Origin of the sequence: Methylococcus sp. S1M (assembly GCF_051295855.1) — a bacterium.
GTDB lineage: Bacteria > Pseudomonadota > Gammaproteobacteria > Methylococcales > Methylococcaceae > Methylococcus > Methylococcus capsulatus.
The window spans coordinates 1-14083 of sequence record NZ_JBPDXO010000012.1 but is presented as its reverse complement, the minus strand read 5'-3'; the positions used below and the strand labels follow the sequence as shown (position 1 = coordinate 14083).

The window sequence follows — 14083 nt, the reverse complement described above, 5'->3', positions numbered from 1 at the left end:
TAGACCGATCGACTCCATGAGCGAAAAAATCCAAGCCATCCGCGGCATGCACGACATCCTGCCGGATATGACACCACGCTGGCAACAGGTCGAACACCAGATCCGCAGCGTCATGGCCAATTACGGCTACCGCGAGATCCGTCTGCCCATCGTCGAAAAGACCGAGCTGTTCAAGCGCTCCATCGGCGAAGTCACCGACATCGTCGAAAAGGAGATGTACGTTTTCGAGGACCGCAACGGCGACTCGCTGACCCTGCGCCCCGAAGGCACCGCAGGGTGTCTGCGCGCCTGCCTCGAACATGGCCTGCTCCACAATCAGACTCATCGGCTGTGGTATGCCGGCCCCATGTTCCGCCACGAGCGCCCCCAGAAAGGGCGTTACCGGCAGTTCCACCAAGTCGGTGTCGAGGTCTTCGGCATGCCCGGCCCGGATATCGATGCGGAGCTGATCTTCCTGAGCCGCCGGCTCTGGCAGCGCTTAGGGGTGGCCCACAAACTGCGGCTGGAGCTGAACTCCCTGGGCACGCCCGACGAACGGCTGGCCTACCGCCAGATCCTGGTGGATTATCTGCGCGAGAATTACGACGCGCTGGACGCAGACAGCGCTCGGCGCCTGGAGACCAACCCGCTGCGCATCCTCGACAGCAAGAATCCGGCGATGAAGGATCTGCTGGCCGGCGCGCCGGTGCTCGCTGACCATCTGGGCGGCGCCTCGCGGGCCCACTTCGAGGGCCTGACCGAGCTGCTCGATGCCGCCGAAATCCCTTATGTGATCAACCCCCGCCTGGTGCGCGGCCTGGATTATTACTGCAACACCGTGTTCGAATGGGTGACCGACGAACTGGGCACCCAGGGCACCGTCTGCGCCGGCGGCCGCTACGACGGCCTGGTGGCCCAGCTCGGCGGCCGTGACTCCAGTGCCATCGGCTTCGCCCTGGGGATGGAGCGCCTGATCGAGCTGACCGGCGAGACCTTCGCCGAAAACGCCCCGCACATCTATTTCATCACGGTGGGCACGGCCGCGGAACGGCGCGGCGCCGTGCTGGCAGAAATGCTCAGGGATGCGTTTCCCAGCCTGCGGCTGGTGGTCAACTGCGGCGGCGGCAGCTTCAAGAACCAGTTCAAACGCGCCGACAAGAGCGCGGCGGCCTTCGCCCTCGTCCTGGGCGAGGACGAAATGCGCGACGACAGCATCAGTCTGAAACCCTTACGCTCGGACGATGCCCAGCAGACGGTCGCCCAGGCCGACCTGGTCCGGCTCATCCAATCCTGTGTCCCAATCTGAACGAGAGGTTGCCATGGAAGTTTATCTGACCGAAGAAGAGCGCCTCGAAGCGCTCAAGCGCTGGTGGAAAGCCAACGCCAATTCCATCGTCTGGGGCGTGGCGCTGGGCATCGCCGTGATCGTCGGCTGGGGCGCGTGGAAACGTTCCCAGGAGGAAAAGGCTCTGCTTGGCGGAACCCTGTACCAGCAGCTCCTTGATGCCGTGGCGAACAAGCAGACCGAGGCCGCCGTCCAACTGGGCGAACGGATCGGCCAGCAGTTCCCGGGCTCCGCTTATGCCACTTACGGCAAGCTGTTCCTGGTACGGCTCAAAGTGGAGGCGGACGATCTGGCCGGCGCCAAGACTCAGCTGCAACAGTTGATCGCGACCACCAAGGACGAGAAAATCCTGCAGATCGCGCGACTGCGGCTGGCCGAAATCCAGCTCGGCCTCGGCGAAACCGAGGAGGCGCTGAGACTGGCGGAAAGCCTGACGGGCAGCACCCCGGAATCCGCTGCACTCCGTGAGGAGTTGAAAGGCGACGTTTACCTCGCCATGAATCGCCCCGAAGAAGCCCGCGCCGCCTATCTGAAGGCGCGTCGGGACGGCCAGCCTTCACCCCAGCTGGAACTCAAGCTGACCGATCTCGGTACCCCCGCCACCCGATGATCCGCCGCGCCCTGCTCATCGCCTCGCTGGCCGCCCTTGCCGGCTGCGCCGGCCTGGATGCCATCCAGAATGCCTACCAGGGCATCCAGGACTACTTCACAGGCAAGGACAATGCCGAGCCGCCTGCGCCGCTGGCCGAAATCACGCCGCAGGTGAAGGCGGACAAGCTCTGGATGGCGGAGATCGGTGATGGCTACGACGACCAAGGCATCAATCTCGGCCCCGCCGTGGACGACAGCCGCGTGTTCGCCGCGGAACGGCATGGCACGGTCCAGGCGTTCAACCGCCTGACGGGCGAGAAACTGTGGTCGGTCGACCATGAAATGGATCTGTCCGCTGGCCCCGTCTTCGACGACGGTGAATTGTTCCTGGCCACCGCGGAAGGAGCGGTCATCGTGCTGAACGCGGCCGACGGCGCCCTGGTCTGGAAATCGACCCTCGCCAGCGAAATCCTTTCCGTCCCTGCCGTCGCGGACGACGTGGTGGTGGTCCGCGGCACGAACGGCCATCTGACCGGGCTGGACCGGAAATCCGGCGCCACCCTCTGGTATTTCGAGCGCCATGCTCCGCCGCTGGCCATACGCAGCCGGGGGGCTCCGATCATCGCCGGCGACCTGGTGATCGATGGTTTCGGGGGCGGCAAGGTGAGCGCCATCCAGCTCAAGGAGGGCCGGCTGGACTGGGAGGCCAACGTGTCCCTGCCACACGGCCGCTCCGAAATCGAACGACTGGTCGATCTCAGCGCTACGCCCGTGGTGCGAAACGACGTGGTGTTCGTATCCGGCTACCAGGGCGGCACTGCCTCGCTGGGACTCAATACCGGGGAAGTGCAATGGAAGCGCGAGAGCATTTCCTCGCCCGCCGGCATGACGGCCGACCGTAGGGAACTGTATGTCACCGACGCCAACGCCGATCTCTGGCAGCTCGCCATCCGCAACGGCGAAGACCAATGGAAGCAGACCGAACTGCACCAACGCCGGCTGACCGCCCCGGCGCTGGTGAAGGACTACCTGGTGGTCGGCGATTTCGAAGGCTATCTGCACGTGCTGAACAAGGAGGACGGACGCATCGTCGGACGCGTCCAGGTCACCGATGCCCCCATCGAGTATCCTCCGGTGGTGTACGGCGACATCGTCTATGTCTACGCCACCGACGGCACCCTGGCCGCGATTACGGTGGATTGAGCATGCTGCCCGTCGTTGCCCTGATCGGCCGCACCAATGTCGGCAAATCCACCCTCTTCAATTATCTGACCCGGACCCGTGACGCCCTGGTGGCCGACTTCCCCGGCCTGACTCGCGATCGCCAGTACGGCCGGGTGCAGCGCGGCGAGCGCGATTATTTCGTGGTCGACACCGGCGGCATCATCGAGGCGGCCGAGGGCATCGACGACCAGGCCATGAAACAGGTGGACCACGTTCTCGACGAGGCCGACGTCATCCTGTTCCTGGTCGACGTCCATGCCGGCATGACCGCCGGCGATGAACTCATTGCCGATCGCCTCCGCCGTATCAACAAGCCGGTGCTGCTGGTCGCCAACAAGATCGACGGCACCCAGGCGCTGATCGCCGGTGCGGAGTTCCACGCCTTCGGACTGGGCGAGCCGCTGCTCATTTCAGCCGCGCACGGCACCGGTGTGCATGCGCTGCTGGAGCGGGTCGAAGCGCTGCTGCCGGAATCCGGGGAAACCGGGGAGACGGAAGCCGAAGGCGGCATCCGCATCGCCGTGGTGGGCCGACCCAACGTCGGCAAATCCACCCTGGTCAACCGCATCCTCGGCGAGGAGCGCGTGGTCGTCTACGACCAGCCCGGCACCACCCGAGACAGCATCTACATCCCGTTCGAGCGGCGCGGCGAGCGCTACACCCTGATCGACACCGCCGGCATCCGGCGCCGGGCCCGGGTCAACGAGGGGGTGGAGAAATTCAGCGTCATCAAGAGCTTCCAGGCCATCGAGAAAGCCCATGTGGTGATCTACCTGGTGGATGCCAGCGAGGGCCTCACCGACCAGGACGCCAACCTGCTCGGCATGGTGCTGGAAATCGGCCGAGGGCTCCTGATCGGCTTCAACAAATGGGATGGGCTGGACCCGGAGCAGCGCGAAAAGGTCAAGCGGCAGATCGACGTCAAGCTGCCGTTTCTCGAATTCGCCAAGAAATATTTCATCTCGGCCCTGCACGGCACCGGCGTGGGTGTCCTGATGGATGCGGTCAAGCCGATCTACCAGTCTGCCATGCTGGACTTGTCGGCCTCGCGCTTGACCCAAGTGCTGCAGGACTGTTTGACCGCCCACCCACCTCCGCTGGTCCGGGGACGCCGCATCAAACTCAAGTACGCTCACCAGGGCGGCCACAACCCGCCGGTCGTCGTGATCCACGGCAACCAGACCGAGGACTTGCCGGCCGCCTACAGGCGTTATCTCGGCAACGAGTTCCGCAACGCCTTCAAGCTGCAAGGCGTGCCGCTGAAGCTGGTGTTCAAGAGCGCCGAGAACCCGTTCCAGGGCCGCCGCAACGAACTGACCGAGCGCCAAATCAGGAAGCGCCGGCGGATGATCCGTCACGTGAAGAAGCGCTGACGGCCATTTCCCGAGTATTACAGTCGGCTTTATAATTTCGCGTTCCCTTGCCGTCGTATCCTCATCCCTCCCGATGAAAGACTATCTGTTGATCCTCGTCAGCACGACCCTGGTGAACAACTTCGTCCTGGTGAAGTTCCTGGGACTTTGCCCCTTCATGGGCGTGTCCCGCAAATCGGAGACGGCGATCGGTATGGGACTGGCGACGACCTTCGTGCTGACCCTGTCTTCGGTCAGCAGTTACCTGGTCGACCGTTTCCTACTGGAGCCGATGGGGCTGCAATACCTGCGCACCCTGGCCTTCATCGTGGTGATCGCGGTGGTGGTCCAGTTCACCGAAATGGTCGTAAAAAAGACCAGCCCGCTGCTATACCAGGTGCTGGGGATTTTTCTGCCGCTGATCACCACCAACTGTGCAGTGCTCGGCGTGGCCTTGCTCAATGTCCAGGCGGGCCATGATTTCATCGAATCCTTCCTCTACGGCTTCGGCGCCGCCGCCGGCTTCACCCTGGTGCTGGTGCTGTTCGCCGGCCTGCGCGAGCGGATCGATGCCGCGGACGTGCCGGCGCCGTTCCGCGGCAGTGCCATCGCACTGGTCACCGCGGGCCTGATTTCCGTCGCCTTCATGGGCTTCTCCGGCCTGGTCAGAGGCTGAAGGGAGCGGACAAGGATGCTGGCGTTTCTCGCGGTCTGCGTATTGTTCACCCTGTTCGGCGCCCTGCTGGGCTATTCCTCGCAGCGCTTCAAGGTGGAGGGTGATCCGCTGGCCGACAAGATCGACGCCCTGCTGCCGCAGACCCAGTGCGGCCAATGCGGCTTCCCCGGCTGCCGCCCTTATGCCGAGGCCATCGCACGGGGCGAGGCGGACATCAACCAGTGCCCGCCCGGCGGCGAGGATGGCGTCCAGGCGCTGGCCGATCTGCTCGGGGTCGAACCCAAGCCGCTGAACGACGAACACGGCGCCGAGAAGCCGGAAAGCGTCGCCGTCATCGACGAAACCAAGTGCATCGGCTGCACCCTTTGCATCCAGGCCTGCCCGGTGGATGCCATCCTCGGCGCGGCCAAGCTGATGCACACGGTCATCGCCTCCGAATGCACCGGCTGCGAATTGTGCATAGCGCCCTGCCCGGTCGATTGCATAGCGATGGAGCCGGTCCGGGAGAATCTCGGCACCTGGCGCTGGCCCAAACCCGACGGAACCCGCTGATGTTCACGCTGCACCGATTCCACGGCGGTCTGCACCTGGACGCCCACAAAGAGGATTCGAGCTTCGCTCCACTGGCGACGGCCCCGGTTCCGCCGCGGCTGATCTTCCCCCTGCAGCAGCGCGGCGGGCAGAACGCGCAAAGCGTGGTGAGAATCGGCGACCACGTCCACAAGGGGCAGGTCATCGCCCGCGGCGACGGACCGATGAATCCGCCGATCCATGCCTCCAGCTCAGGCGTCGTCAGCGCCATCGAGCCGCGCCCGCTCCCGCACCCTTCCGGCCTCGCCGACCTGGCCATCGTGATCGATACCGATGGCGAGGATCTGGCATTCGAAACCGAGGCGCATCCCGATTACCAGCGACTCGCCCCGGACGAGCTGCGCCGGATCATCTTCGAAGCCGGCATCGTGGGTCTGGGCGGTGCGGCGTTCCCGACGGCAGTGAAAACCGACCCCGGCCACCGCGCGATCGACACCCTGATCCTCAACGGCGCCGAATGTGAACCCTATATCACCTGCGACGACAGCCTGCTCCGGCATTTCCCGCGCGAGGTGCTGGAAGGCGCGCGCATCCTGATGCGGGTATTGGGGGTCGAACGCTGCCTGCTCGGCATCGAGGACGACATGCCGGAGGCGATCCGGGCGCTGCGGGAAATCCAGGAAACCGGCGAATATCAGGACATCGACGTCATCACCGTGCCGGCCCTCTATCCCAGCGGCGGCGAGAAACAACTCATCCGCATCCTCACCGGACGCGAAGTGCCGACCCGCGGCATCCCGGCCGATGCCGGCGTCGTATGCCAGAACGTGGGCACGGCGGCAGCGGTATATCGGGCGGTGGTCCGGGGCGAACCGCTGATCGAGCGCATCGTCACCGTTACCGGCGAAGGCATCAGGAATCCTGGCAACTGGCTGACCCGCATCGGCACCCCCATCGCCGACCTGGTCCGCTACAGCGGCGGCTATTCCGGCGCGGCCGAACGCTTGATCCTGGGGGGGCCGATGATGGGAATCTCGCTTTCTTCCGATGCGCTGCCCCTGGTCAAGGCCGCCAACTGCGTGCTGGTGACCGGCCGCGGCGAGACCACCGGCCCCAAACAGGCACTGCCCTGCATCCGCTGCGGCGCCTGCGCCGAGGTCTGCCCGGTCAACCTGCTCCCTCAGCAGCTCTACTGGTACAGCCGCGCGGACAATCTGCGGCGGGTCGAAGAATACCACGTGACCGATTGCATCGAGTGTGGCTGCTGCGACTACGTCTGTCCCAGCCACATTCCACTGGTGCAGTATTTCCGCGCAGCCAAGAGCGAACTCGTCGCCAAGCAGCGCGACCGCGTCAAGGCCGATCGTGCCCGGGAGCGCTTCGAGGCACGACAGATCCGCAAGGAACGCGAGAAGCAGGAACGCGCAGAGGCCGCCCAGCGCAAGAAAGCGGCCCTGGCCAAACCGGATGCATCCGAAATCCAGGATGCCATCGCCCGCGCCAAGGCCCGCAAGCGCCTGCCCGATGCCACGCCCGTGACGGACGGGACATCCCATGAATCGGCCCCGCATCAGGAACCGCCCCGGAACTGAACCATGCGCTTCCCTACCGCTCCCGCGCCCCATCTCGCCCCCACCGCCAGTACCCACCGCATCATGCAATGGGTGCTTTTGGCGATGATCCCCGGCACCGCCGCCCAGCTCTGGCAGTTCGGGCCGGGCGTGCTGGTCAACCTCGCGCTGGCGGTCACCACTGCCCTGACCGCCGAATACGCCATGCTGCGCCTGCGTGCCCGGCACAGCCGCGCCGGGCTGTCCGACTGGAGCGCGACGCTCACTGGAGCCCTCCTGGCGGTATCGTTACCGCCCATCGCCCCTTGGTGGGTCACCGTTTTCGGCACCCTGTTCGCCATCGTGATCGGCAAGCAGCTTTACGGCGGCTTGGGTTACAACCCGTTCAATCCGGCCATGGTCGGCTATGCCGTGCTGCTCATCTCCTTCCCCAAGGCCATGACGGCTTGGCTGCCCCCTGCGGATATAACCGGTACCTATTGGGGTCTGAGCGATGCCTGGAATGCCATCGTCCATCACACGGGGCCGGACGGATCGAGCTTCGACGCCGTGACGATGGCGACGCCCCTGGATACACTCAAGACCCAGCTCGGCCTGGGCCGAATGATGGACGAGATCCAGTCGGGTCCGCTGTTCGGCGCGCTGGCCGGCAAAGGCTGGCAGTGGGTGAACCTGGGCTACCTCGCCGGCGGGCTCTGGTTGCTGCGCCGCGGGCTGATCGCCTGGCAGATCCCCACGGGCTTTCTGGCCGCGCTGGGCACTTGGAGCCTGGTCTTCTTCCTGCTCGAGCCCCAGACCTATCCAACCCCCCTGTTCCATCTGCTCGGTGGTGCCACCATGCTCGGCGCCTTCTTCATCGCGACAGACCCCGTGACCGCCTCCACGACCCCGAAAGGCCGGCTGATCTACGGTGCACTGATCGGCAGCCTGGTCTTCGTGATCCGTGCCTGGGGCGGTTATCCGGACGGGGTGGCCTTCGGAGTGCTGCTGCTCAACCTCGCCGCCCCCACCATTGACCATTACACCCGCCCCCGGGTTTACGGGCATCCCGGATGAACCAGGCCCATAAGAATCTCGCAGTACATTTTCTCCCTCTCCCCCTGGGTGAGGGCCGGGGTGAGGGGGTACCTCGGCGGCAACGGCTCTGCCCCAACGATTGATCCGGTTCCGTCATGTCCCTAACGAGCAATCCCGTCATCGCCGCCGCTTTCCTCCTCGGCGTGTTTTCGATCGCCGGCACCGGCCTGGTGTCCACGGTCTTTCACCACACCGAACCACTGATCGAGGCCAACGAGCGTGCCACCCTGCTCCATTCCATCGAAGTCCTGGTACCACCGGACTCCTTCGACAATGATCCGCTGACCGACACCATCGAACTCACCGCCCCCCTGCTCGGCACACGCCAGCCGGTGCCGGTCTACCGCGCCCGCAAAGCCGGCAAACCCGTCACCGCTGTGCTCTCGCCCATCGCTCCGGACGGCTACAACGGTGCCATCCGCCTGCTGGTTGCAGTCCACTACGACGGCAGCCTGGCCGGTGTGCGGGTGCTGAGCCACAAGGAAACCCCCGGCCTCGGCGATCCCATCGAAGAGCACAAGTCGGACTGGATCCAACGGTTCGCCGGCCTGTCGCTGCAGAACCCGCCCGAACCACGCTGGGGCGTGAAGAAGGACGGCGGCGACTTCGACCAGTTCACCGGCGCCACCATCACGCCCCGCGCCGTCGTCCAAGCCGTGCGCAAGACGCTGCAATTCTTCCGCGACAACCGCGACCTCGTGTTCGCCCCGCTACCCCCGAAGGAGATCCCATGAAACTCGGCCCCTACCGCAAGATCGCCCTGGATGGCCTCTGGCACAACAATCAGGCGCTGGTCGCCCTGCTCGGCCTGTGCCCGCTGCTCGCCGTCAGCAGCACCGTGGTCAACAGTCTCGGGCTGGGGCTGGCCACCACCGTCGCGCTGGTGTTCTCCAACGGGGTGGTTTCACTGATCCGCAATCGCATAACCCCGGACGTGCGCCTGCCGGTCTTCGTGCTGGTCATCGCCGCCAACGTCACCGTCATCGAGTTGCTGATGAACGCGTTCTTCCACGACCTGTACAAGATCCTCGGCATATTCATCCCGCTGATCGTCACCAACTGCGCCATCATCGGCCGCGCCGAAGCCTTCGCCGCCAAGAACGCGGTCGACCGCGCCGTCCTGGACGGCTTGTTCATGGGATTGGGATTCACCGCGGCACTGGTCGCGCTCGGCGCCTTCCGCGAAATCGTCGGCACCGGGGCCCTGCTGAACCGGGCCGAACTGATGTTCGGCGAAACCGCCCGGAATTGGAGCGTGCGGATCATCGAGAACTACGACGGCTTCCTGCTGGCCATTCTGCCGCCCGGCGCCTTCATCGGACTTGGACTCATCATCGCCTTGAAGAACGTGATCGACGCCCGCGCAAAAGTTCGGGCCCAGGCCGCGGCAGGCCAACCCGTGGCGTTCACGCCCGCCGTCCGGAAAGCATGAACGCGAACAAGCGGCGGCGGATCTTCGAACGCCTCGCCGCCGCCATCCCCGAGCCGACCACCGAACTGCGCTACGGCACCCCCTTCGAACTCCTGATCGCCGTCGTCCTCTCGGCCCAGGCCACCGACAAGAGCGTCAACAAGGCCACCGCGAAGCTCTTCCCCGTCGCCAATACGCCGGAGGCCATCCTCGCCTTACGGGAAGAAGGCCTGCGCGAATACATCAAGACCATCGGGCTGTTCAACAGCAAGGCCAAGAACATCATCCGCCTCTGCGAACTGCTGATCGAGCGCCACCGCGGCGAAGTGCCGCGCGACCGCGACGCGCTGGAAGCCCTGCCCGGCGTGGGCCGCAAGACCGCCAACGTGATACTCAACACCGCCTTCGGCCAGCCCGCCATCGCGGTCGACACCCATATCTTCCGCGTCGCCAACCGCACCGGGCTGGCGCCGGGCAAGACCGTGCTTGCGGTGGAAAAAGCGCTGGAAAAACACACCCCTCGCGAATTCCGGCAGGACGCCCACCACCTCCTCATCCTGCACGGCCGCTACACCTGCATCGCCCGCAAGCCCAAATGTTCGCAGTGCCCCATTGCCGACCTGTGCGAATATCCGGACAAGACAGCCGCGCCCGGGAGAAAATGACCACGCGGTTTCCCGGCGCACGACCGGACGTTATAATTTCCATAGCAGGTCCCCTCCCGGAGACACCTGCAGGGCATTGCCCCCCTTCCCATGCTGGTGTAGCTCAGTCGGTAGAGCAGCTGATTTGTAATCAGCCGGTCGCGGGTTCGAATCCTGTCACCAGCTCCATGAAATCAAAGCCTTATGGAAAGGCTCCTTGAACCGCCCCGAGCCTCTGGAGAGGCCGTTGGGTTTGAGTCAAGTGGCTTCCGTGGTGTTGCCTGCGAGCCGACGGTCGTAGTTTGCCTCAGCCTCGACTCGGCCTTGTACAGGTCGCTGATGGTTTCAGCCGAGATGGAGTCGAAGTCCGGCACCCACGGCTGATTCGGACGATCCGCCTTGAATTACCGGTTCACCCGATCCGACGGGCACGGGGCTGCGTGGCCGGCAACTGGGGTGCGCACGACCGCGCCGCGCCGCCGAGCAGGCCCGGGCAGCTGGAACAGAACCACGAATGAGACATGCAACGAGGCTACACGACCCCCGGAAACCCTCGGCGACGGTTGTGGGTTAGTTCTCGATTTGGCACTCTGGACTAGCCTGGACAAATTTGGACTTCGCCGGACAAATCAAAGCGTTGAGAGAATTTCGCGCGAAAATTCGTTTTGGCATAAATTCGCGCGCTCTGAGCGGAAACGAACGGATTTAGCGCAATATTTGGCACAAACAAGACCGCTTTCGAGCGGTTTTTTTATGCCCTACATTCGGCGACCGGCCCATACCACCCGGCCGATGATAGAAAAGTCTGCTCTATCCAAGTCCTGCGCCCCAACCTCAAACGGCTCGTAGACGGGGTTATCGCTGGTTACCTTGATGATTCCGCCCATCTTGCGCTGTAAGCGCTTGACCAGTAGCGCACCGTCCAGCCGCAGCACGTAGATGCCGCCATCGCGCCCCTGGAACTTATCCCGATGATTCACCAAGATCACGTCGCCTTTACACAGTGTGGGCTCCATGCTCTCGCCGTCCACATAGATCAAGTAAAGATCATCGGGTGAGCTGCGCAGCTCGGTGCGCAACCATGCTTTCTTGAAATGCAGGAAATCGACGACGTTTTCCGTGTCTGGGACTACGCCACCTCCGGCCGCAGCACGCACGTCATAGAGCGGCAGCGCAACGTAGTCATCCGGTGAATAGACTGCAGGCTGCCGCTGCAGATGCTTATCGCCGTTCAGGCCGCCTGGCTTGGTCGGATAGGCGTGTGCGGCCTGGGGCTCGCCTTGCAGCTTTTGCCTGATGAGCGCAAGAACTTCTGGAGGCGGCTGGTATTCGCGCTTCATCCCCCGCTTACCGCCCTTGCTGGGCACTTCCCTGAACGGCCAGTGCTGTCTTTCCAGCACGTCACGCCATCCGCGGTCAGATTTAGGCCAGCCTGGCAAAACCATCCTCGCGAGGTCGGCAGCGGAAAACCACTCTTCCGAGCTCCCCGCACCTATCTCGGAATTTATCTCGGAAGTCATTTAGCCACTTCCGAGTTATCCAAGTTTATGATTTTAGGGTATTTCATTTATTTTCACCTATCAGCCTATCTTGGAGCAGCTCGGAAGCAAAAAAATCTTGTTGACGGAAGCTCCGAGCTTCAATACGCTATGTCAAACAGCAGAACAAACACTGACACAACACAACCACGGAAACGCGCCATGTCGAATACAAATCAAGCCGCAGGGGCTCAGGCAAACCCGTTCTGCGCCTTCATCGAAGCGCAGGGCGGCACTATCACACCGGACCAGTTTCGTAGTTGGCTCGCGCTCCAGGGCATCACCATGGCGGATTGGGCCAGGGAGCGCGGGTTCAGGCCGCGCGAGGTTTCTTTGGTGCTGAACGGGCAGATCAAGGCTCGTTATGGCCGGAGCTTTTCCATCGCCGTGGCGATGGGGTTGAAACCCGATCCGAACCGCGCTCAGAAACAGCACGCCGCTTGAGGGAGAACGATACAGAGCGCGTTAGCGGGCCACAAGGCAAACGTTAGCGGAACGGCTGACGGCAATACGCCGGGGTCATCACGACATAAGAGGAGCAGTCATGAACGCAGCACAGCAAGACCTGTTCGGCGGCGGCGCCGTCCACCTGCCGCAACCCATCCCCATCGCGCCGGGGCGTTTCGCTCTGGGTGACCGGGTCGCGGTCGCCATGAGCCGCGCCATCGACGCCTCAGGGGTCGATCGGCCCGATCTGGCCTCGCGGATCACCGCGTTGACCGGCAAGCGTTTGCCGCTGTCCGTGCTGAACGCCCAGACCGCCATGAGCCGGCCCGACCACACCCCCAGTCTGCTGCAGGCCATGGCATTCGATGCCGTCACTGGGAAATGGGCGCTACTCGAGCTGTATGCCGAAGCGGCTGGCGGCAAGGTGATCTACGGCGACGACATTGCCGCCTTTGAAGTAGGTCGGGCGGTGATGGTGAAAAAGTTGGCGGGCCAGCGAGAAAGGGAAGCCCTCCGGTCTGTGGGGGTGGGGCGATGAGTGGCGAGCGTAAGCCGCAAGGCTTTCGCGCCATCCAGCATCACCGCGCCAGCGCTGTGCGCAATGGCAAAGCGCTGGCAGAGGTTTAGACATGATGTCGCTTCTTGAGGTGACTCATGCGCGAGCTTTCAGTGTGGCCGCAGCGATGAAGGAATCCCACCTGTTGGAATTGAAAAGTCGGATCGATCTTCTGGTGGCCACGGGAGCTTCATTCCGTGAAGCAGAAACAACACTACGGCCACTGTGCGCTGCGATTCAGAAAGACCGGGAGGAATCGGTATGAAGGAGTTGCCAGCGGCTTCATTGGCTAGAGCCACCAGGATGGCCTGTTGTTGGCGCTCCAGCAATACACGCCAAGCACCCGCTGAAATGTGCTCCCAGCTACTGTCTGGATCGTCGATTAGAAGCTCGATAGCGGCATCCGCTTCGGGTTCAAAAGAGGCGTCGTACGGTAGAGAACGAATGCGCGTCAGGCTTTCGCGAAATCGTTCACTCAATGGCCACAGCGCTTCAACGCCTTGCCACCCCGTTATGAATTGCGGCTCCAGCGACTCTAGGGAGCAATCCAGCGCACGCTCTGTAAAAACGCGGAACAGGTCAAAATTTTTCATTGAGGGTTCTTCCGTAATGGTCGTTTGGCAACGCCAGTTTAAAGCGGGCCGGAACCCTCGCCAATTTGGGATGGGCCGGGCATGAGCGCTATCAAAACCCACTATTCCTGCGCCGAGCTGGCTGCGCTCAAGCTGCCGGGATATCCCGGCTCGGAGCGCGGGTTCCGCGATCTGGTTGAGCGCGAAGGTTGGGCCTTCCGGGAGGCGAGCACCAAGGGAGGCAAAAACGGCATGCGCCGCGAATACCAACCCTCAGCCGCCGTCATGAAGCTGATCCAGGCACGCGAAAAGGAAGCTCAGCGCCAGGCCAGCCTCGCCGCCGAGCTGGCGGCGCTGGAGAGCTCCCCCGAATACCGCGCCGGCCAAGCCATCGCCCGGCAGATGGCCGAAGCCTCGGCCCGAGAAGCTGAGGCCCGGCAGCAGGACGATGAAGCGCTGCTGGCGCTGTTCGCCCAGGCGACGGGCGAGCGAGGCGAGCGCGGACGCGCCTGGCTGGCGACGATTCAATGCTGGCGGCGCTTCTATCGGGAAAAATTTGGCGACCAGAA

At 63.7% G+C, this 14083-nt stretch carries 16 protein-coding genes and 1 tRNA gene; 15 read left to right on the top strand and 2 right to left on the bottom strand.

Annotated features, from left to right (window positions below):
- The first annotated feature begins 16 nt into the window (after window positions 1–16).
- The 12 genes from hisS to ACSHWJ_RS14920 all read left to right on the top strand — a co-directional run bounded on the left by hisS (window position 17) and on the right by ACSHWJ_RS14920 (window position 10590).
- Window positions 17–1285 (top strand): histidine--tRNA ligase, encoded by a 1269-nt coding sequence (gene hisS / locus ACSHWJ_RS14975; protein WP_010962084.1) that lies wholly within the window; start codon window positions 17–19, stop codon window positions 1283–1285.
- A gap of 13 nt (window positions 1286–1298) precedes the next feature.
- Window positions 1299–1934: a YfgM family protein gene (locus tag ACSHWJ_RS14970; protein WP_432540002.1), complete on the top strand. Its 636-nt coding sequence runs from the start codon at window positions 1299–1301 to the stop codon at window positions 1932–1934.
- Window positions 1931–3118: an outer membrane protein assembly factor BamB gene (gene bamB / locus ACSHWJ_RS14965; protein ID WP_010962086.1), complete on the top strand. Its 1188-nt coding sequence runs from the start codon at window positions 1931–1933 to the stop codon at window positions 3116–3118. The genes ACSHWJ_RS14970 and bamB overlap by 4 nt, the downstream gene beginning before the upstream one ends.
- Window positions 3119–3120: 2 nt before the next feature.
- Complete coding sequence (gene der / locus ACSHWJ_RS14960) at window positions 3121–4512, top strand: ribosome biogenesis GTPase Der (RefSeq protein WP_017365730.1); 1392 nt, start codon at window positions 3121–3123, stop codon at window positions 4510–4512.
- Window positions 4513–4585: 73 nt separating this feature from the next.
- Window positions 4586–5167, top strand: a complete 582-nt coding sequence (rsxA, locus tag ACSHWJ_RS14955) for an electron transport complex subunit RsxA (protein WP_010962088.1) — start codon at window positions 4586–4588, stop codon at window positions 5165–5167.
- A gap of 15 nt (window positions 5168–5182) precedes the next feature.
- Entirely contained in the window at window positions 5183–5719 is a 537-nt protein-coding gene (gene rsxB / locus ACSHWJ_RS14950; protein ID WP_218800655.1) for an electron transport complex subunit RsxB, read from the top strand.
- Complete coding sequence (gene rsxC, locus ACSHWJ_RS14945) at window positions 5719–7290, top strand: electron transport complex subunit RsxC (protein WP_218798400.1); 1572 nt, start codon at window positions 5719–5721, stop codon at window positions 7288–7290. Before rsxB ends, rsxC begins: the two co-directional genes overlap by 1 nt.
- A gap of 3 nt (window positions 7291–7293) precedes the next feature.
- Window positions 7294–8325 carry an electron transport complex subunit RsxD gene (rsxD, locus tag ACSHWJ_RS14940; RefSeq protein ID WP_218798401.1) on the top strand — a complete coding sequence of 344 codons (1032 nt, stop codon included), beginning with the start codon at window positions 7294–7296 and terminating at the stop codon, window positions 8323–8325.
- 116 nt (window positions 8326–8441) lie between these two features.
- A complete protein-coding gene (rsxG, locus tag ACSHWJ_RS14935; RefSeq protein WP_218798402.1) occupies window positions 8442–9080 on the top strand; it encodes an electron transport complex subunit RsxG in 639 nt (212 codons plus the stop codon).
- Window positions 9077–9778 (top strand): electron transport complex subunit E, encoded by a 702-nt coding sequence (locus tag ACSHWJ_RS14930; RefSeq protein WP_218798403.1) that lies wholly within the window; start codon window positions 9077–9079, stop codon window positions 9776–9778. Before rsxG ends, ACSHWJ_RS14930 begins: the two co-directional genes overlap by 4 nt.
- Window positions 9775–10422: an endonuclease III gene (nth, locus tag ACSHWJ_RS14925; protein WP_218798404.1), complete on the top strand. Its 648-nt coding sequence runs from the start codon at window positions 9775–9777 to the stop codon at window positions 10420–10422. The genes ACSHWJ_RS14930 and nth overlap by 4 nt, the downstream gene beginning before the upstream one ends.
- Before the next feature lie 92 nt (window positions 10423–10514).
- Window positions 10515–10590: transfer RNA gene (locus tag ACSHWJ_RS14920), tRNA-Thr, on the top strand.
- A gap of 569 nt (window positions 10591–11159) precedes the next feature.
- Here ACSHWJ_RS14920 and ACSHWJ_RS14915 read toward each other — a convergent pair.
- Window positions 11160–11921 carry a S24 family peptidase gene (locus ACSHWJ_RS14915; protein WP_050738225.1) on the bottom strand — a complete coding sequence of 254 codons (762 nt, stop codon included), beginning with the start codon at window positions 11919–11921 and terminating at the stop codon, window positions 11160–11162.
- A 27-nt stretch (window positions 11922–11948) separates the two neighbouring features.
- Here ACSHWJ_RS14915 and ACSHWJ_RS14910 point away from each other — a divergent pair, with 27 nt between their 5' ends.
- Window positions 11949–12383 (top strand): DNA-binding protein, encoded by a 435-nt coding sequence (locus ACSHWJ_RS14910; protein ID WP_432540001.1) that lies wholly within the window; start codon window positions 11949–11951, stop codon window positions 12381–12383.
- Between the two features lie 100 nt (window positions 12384–12483).
- Window positions 12484–12924: a hypothetical protein gene (locus ACSHWJ_RS14905; RefSeq protein ID WP_010962150.1), complete on the top strand. Its 441-nt coding sequence runs from the start codon at window positions 12484–12486 to the stop codon at window positions 12922–12924.
- Between the two features lie 128 nt (window positions 12925–13052).
- Here ACSHWJ_RS14905 and ACSHWJ_RS14900 read toward each other — a convergent pair whose 3' ends face one another.
- The gene (locus ACSHWJ_RS14900; protein WP_143708567.1) at window positions 13053–13535 is read right to left on the bottom strand and encodes a hypothetical protein; all 483 of its coding nucleotides are present in this window, start codon (window positions 13533–13535) and stop codon (window positions 13053–13055) included.
- Between the two features lie 81 nt (window positions 13536–13616).
- On the opposite strand from ACSHWJ_RS14900, the gene ACSHWJ_RS14895 reads away from it, so the two are divergent.
- A partial coding sequence (locus ACSHWJ_RS14895) for a hypothetical protein (protein ID WP_432540000.1) occupies window positions 13617–14083 on the top strand: 467 nt, incomplete at its 3' end.

What these genes read in the sequence shown, in the direction of transcription:
- hisS (WP_010962084.1), top strand. Translation starts at nt 17, where the DNA reads ATGAGCGAAAAAATCCAAGCCATCCGCGGCATGCACGACATCCTGCCG.
- ACSHWJ_RS14970 (WP_432540002.1), top strand. Translation starts at nt 1,299, where the DNA reads ATGGAAGTTTATCTGACCGAAGAAGAGCGCCTCGAAGCGCTCAAGCGC.
- bamB (WP_010962086.1), top strand. Translation starts at nt 1,931, where the DNA reads ATGATCCGCCGCGCCCTGCTCATCGCCTCGCTGGCCGCCCTTGCCGGC.
- der (WP_017365730.1), top strand. Translation starts at nt 3,121, where the DNA reads ATGCTGCCCGTCGTTGCCCTGATCGGCCGCACCAATGTCGGCAAATCC.
- rsxA (WP_010962088.1), top strand. Translation starts at nt 4,586, where the DNA reads ATGAAAGACTATCTGTTGATCCTCGTCAGCACGACCCTGGTGAACAAC.
- rsxB (WP_218800655.1), top strand. Translation starts at nt 5,183, where the DNA reads ATGCTGGCGTTTCTCGCGGTCTGCGTATTGTTCACCCTGTTCGGCGCC.
- rsxC (WP_218798400.1), top strand. Translation starts at nt 5,719, where the DNA reads ATGTTCACGCTGCACCGATTCCACGGCGGTCTGCACCTGGACGCCCAC.
- rsxD (WP_218798401.1), top strand. Translation starts at nt 7,294, where the DNA reads ATGCGCTTCCCTACCGCTCCCGCGCCCCATCTCGCCCCCACCGCCAGT.
- rsxG (WP_218798402.1), top strand. Translation starts at nt 8,442, where the DNA reads ATGTCCCTAACGAGCAATCCCGTCATCGCCGCCGCTTTCCTCCTCGGC.
- ACSHWJ_RS14930 (WP_218798403.1), top strand. Translation starts at nt 9,077, where the DNA reads ATGAAACTCGGCCCCTACCGCAAGATCGCCCTGGATGGCCTCTGGCAC.
- nth (WP_218798404.1), top strand. Translation starts at nt 9,775, where the DNA reads ATGAACGCGAACAAGCGGCGGCGGATCTTCGAACGCCTCGCCGCCGCC.
- ACSHWJ_RS14915 (WP_050738225.1), bottom strand. Translation starts at nt 11,921, where the DNA reads ATGACTTCCGAGATAAATTCCGAGATAGGTGCGGGGAGCTCGGAAGAG.
- ACSHWJ_RS14910 (WP_432540001.1), top strand. Translation starts at nt 11,949, where the DNA reads ATGATTTTAGGGTATTTCATTTATTTTCACCTATCAGCCTATCTTGGA.
- ACSHWJ_RS14905 (WP_010962150.1), top strand. Translation starts at nt 12,484, where the DNA reads ATGAACGCAGCACAGCAAGACCTGTTCGGCGGCGGCGCCGTCCACCTG.
- ACSHWJ_RS14900 (WP_143708567.1), bottom strand. Translation starts at nt 13,535, where the DNA reads ATGAAAAATTTTGACCTGTTCCGCGTTTTTACAGAGCGTGCGCTGGAT.